General features: G+C 63.7%; 1 protein-coding gene and 3 pseudogenes. All 4 read right to left on the bottom strand.

Annotation, left to right across the window (positions count from 1 at the left end; translation table 11 throughout):
• A partial coding sequence (locus J1M81_RS04240) for a BtrH N-terminal domain-containing protein (protein ID WP_241257696.1) occupies nucleotides 1-616 on the bottom strand: 616 nt, incomplete at its 3' end.
• 35 nt (nucleotides 617-651) lie between these two features.
• A pseudogene (locus J1M81_RS04235) lies at nucleotides 652-1,278 on the bottom strand (SDR family oxidoreductase); the annotation flags it as partial.
• 396 nt (nucleotides 1,279-1,674) lie between these two features.
• Nucleotides 1,675-1,917: pseudogene (locus tag J1M81_RS04230) on the bottom strand (transglutaminase); the annotation flags it as partial.
• A gap of 127 nt (nucleotides 1,918-2,044) precedes the next feature.
• A pseudogene (locus tag J1M81_RS04225) lies at nucleotides 2,045-2,548 on the bottom strand (transglutaminase family protein); the annotation flags it as partial.
• Nucleotides 2,549-2,691 lie beyond the last annotated feature (143 nt).

Raw genomic sequence — 2,691 nt, 5'->3', positions numbered from 1 at the left:
AGAGCCCGCCTCCGGTTCCGGCCTTTTCGATGAAGATACCGAGACTGAACAGCAGCGTCTCGAGGTCATCGGGCGGAAGGTCGACCCAGCTCTTGACGTCGGTTGCCAGCTGGTCGACCGCGGCCAAACCGTCGGCACCGGCTGCTGGTATGTGGTCGGCTATTCCCGGTGTCGATGGGGCGTGCATGCTGGCGGCGGATCGGGCGAAGGCCGCGGCCGCGGCAGTCGACACGGGCGGCAGTGTCTGCGGCCACGTGATTCGGTACGTGCAGTGACGTGTCGGTTGCGGGAACGAGGTGGAAGATCGCGCCCGAGCCAGCGCGTCGAGCGGGATCTTCTGCACGTCGGCCCGATCGTTGTCGACGACCGAGGCAGTCCCCCCGATCTCGTCGTAGCCGATCACCACGATGTCGTGGCGACTCATCTGCAGTTTCACCCGTAAGTAGGGCAGCTCAGCGATATCGGCCCAGACCAGACTGGGTCTTCCCGCATCGATGTCGTCGCGAACCCATGACCATCCCTCACCGGGATCGTCGGTCGTGAGAACCTCGACTTGTCCGCCGAGCCTGCGCGGTAAGTCGATCTCGAAGTCGGCACCGCGGCCGACCAGGTACATCGGTGGGACCAGGTCGTCCGATCGCAGGTAGGACAATCCTCCGGCTCGGCGTTGCGTAATCCCTTTGCGCCGGCGGTTCCGGCGACGAGTTCGGTGTTGGTGAACGTCGGGCGGACTGTGGACAGTCGAACCCCTGACTTGCGGTACTCCAGTCGTGCGGCCTCTGTGAATCCGATGACTGCGAACTTGGTAGCGCAGTAGGTCGCCAAACCAGGTACCGCGAGCTCGCCGGCCAATGACGCAGTGTTGATGATGTGTCCGGTGCGGCGCGGCAGCATGCGCTGAAGAGCCAGTTTGGTCCCGAAGATGACACCCAGGACGTTGATCTCGACTTGACGCCGGGTTACTGCATCGTCCTCTTCGTGGGCGTGGCCGGTAGGCATGATGCCCGCGTTGTTGATCAGGATGTCGAGGGGTCCGAGTTCACGTTCGACCAGGTCCAGAAACGTTGTGAACGAGTCAGGTTCGGTGACGTCGAGTCGGGTGACGACCTTCACCCCGAGTTCGGCGGCGGCCTCCTTCGCACGTGCCTCGTCGATGTCGCCGATGGCGACCCGGTGGCCTCGTCGAATCAACTCCTTCGCTGTCTGATAGCCGATGCCGCGAGCTCCACCTGTGATCGCCACGGTCCTGGCGGGGGTGTGAGGTGCGTTGTTTGTCATCTGCTGCGCTCCTTGCATAGATGAGAGACATCGGTAGACGCCTGTCGGCCCGCTCTCGCGGTAGCGGCTGCGCACACGGGAGAGGGATATGGGTATCGCGCGTCGTCTCGTGCCCGGGGAGGCGTTCGGATCGGTCGTTCATCGCCCGCAGCCGCAATTCCAGCGGCAGAGCGAGTCTCGTCTGTTCGGTGCAACTTCCGGTGTCGGCCTTACCACGGCCGCGGCGACGAGACAGTCATGTGGCACAGCTCTGCCAGCAGGTATCGGCTCACCCGATTCGAAGGTGTCCGAGGCGGTCCGAGTGTTCACGATCGCGATTGTTCGCGGAGAGAGCTCCGACCGATCGGCAGTCGGCCGCGATACGGGGTTCGGCGCGTATGTTCTCACCGCTTGTGTTCATCGAGACTCCCGCGGAAGGTTTCGATCCCCGGGAGTTTCGTCCGGCCGGGTGCGGCCGGTGAAAACATCATCGAGTGGGTGAGCGCCCGTGAAGATCGTGGGGCCGTAGGCGTGCCGAAGCACCGTCAAGATCGCGTTCAAGGGTAGGTCGTCGAAGACTCCTCGCTCGCGGACATACTCCATGTGCTGGGCTCCGTCTGCGGTGAAGGCATGCATGAGAGCATCGCGATCGCCGTCGAATTCCACTGGCGGCACGCCGAAACGAGCGCACAACTCGACATTGAATGCCGGCGTGGCCTTCAACCACCGGCCCTCGATGTAGAGGCGACTGTAGCCGTGGTAGACGAACAGCGCGATCGCCGTCGAATTCCACTGGCGGCACGCCGAAACGAGCGCACAACTCGACATTGAATGCCGGCGTGGCCTTCAACCACCGGCCCTCGATGTAGAGGCGACTGTAGCCGTGGTAGACGAACAGGTCGGTGCCGCCCATCAGCGTGCGCAACGTCTCGGTCTGCAGGTGATTTCGGACGTCGGCGAAGCCGAGCAGTGCTGGGATACCCGCCGCCCGGCACACTGCGGTCAACAGCACCGCCTTCGGGACGCAGTAAGCGCGCCCGGCCTCGAGGACGAAGCTCGCTCGATAGTGGGCCGGATCGTCCGACACGGTGTATGGGTCGTACCAGATTCGGTCGCGGACGGCGGCGAAGAGGCGTCTGGCCTTGTCACGGTCGCTGCTCGCATCTCCGATTGCCGCGGCGGTGAACGCCCGCACGGATTCGTGCTCGATGTCGAGGAAGTCCGTTGCTCCCAGGTATGCGTGTGGTGGCTGCGTAGTATGTGCTCCGGGCGGGCGGTCTGTCATGGTCATCGCTGATGTTCCCTTCTCTGAGCAAACCGGTTGCTGTTGTGTGCACAACGACCGAAGGATCGGTCAGTTGCGCGCGAGTCCGCCGAGCATCAGGTCTTCGCGTTGGACGGGGAGTCGCTGGGCGATCACCCGTTTGCTGTACA

The organism is Rhodococcus sp. KRD175 (assembly GCF_017168275.1).
GTDB lineage: Bacteria > Actinomycetota > Actinomycetes > Mycobacteriales > Mycobacteriaceae > Rhodococcoides > Rhodococcoides fascians.
The sequence above is the reverse complement of the archived record's forward strand: the minus strand, read 5'-3'. Positions and strand labels throughout refer to the sequence as shown.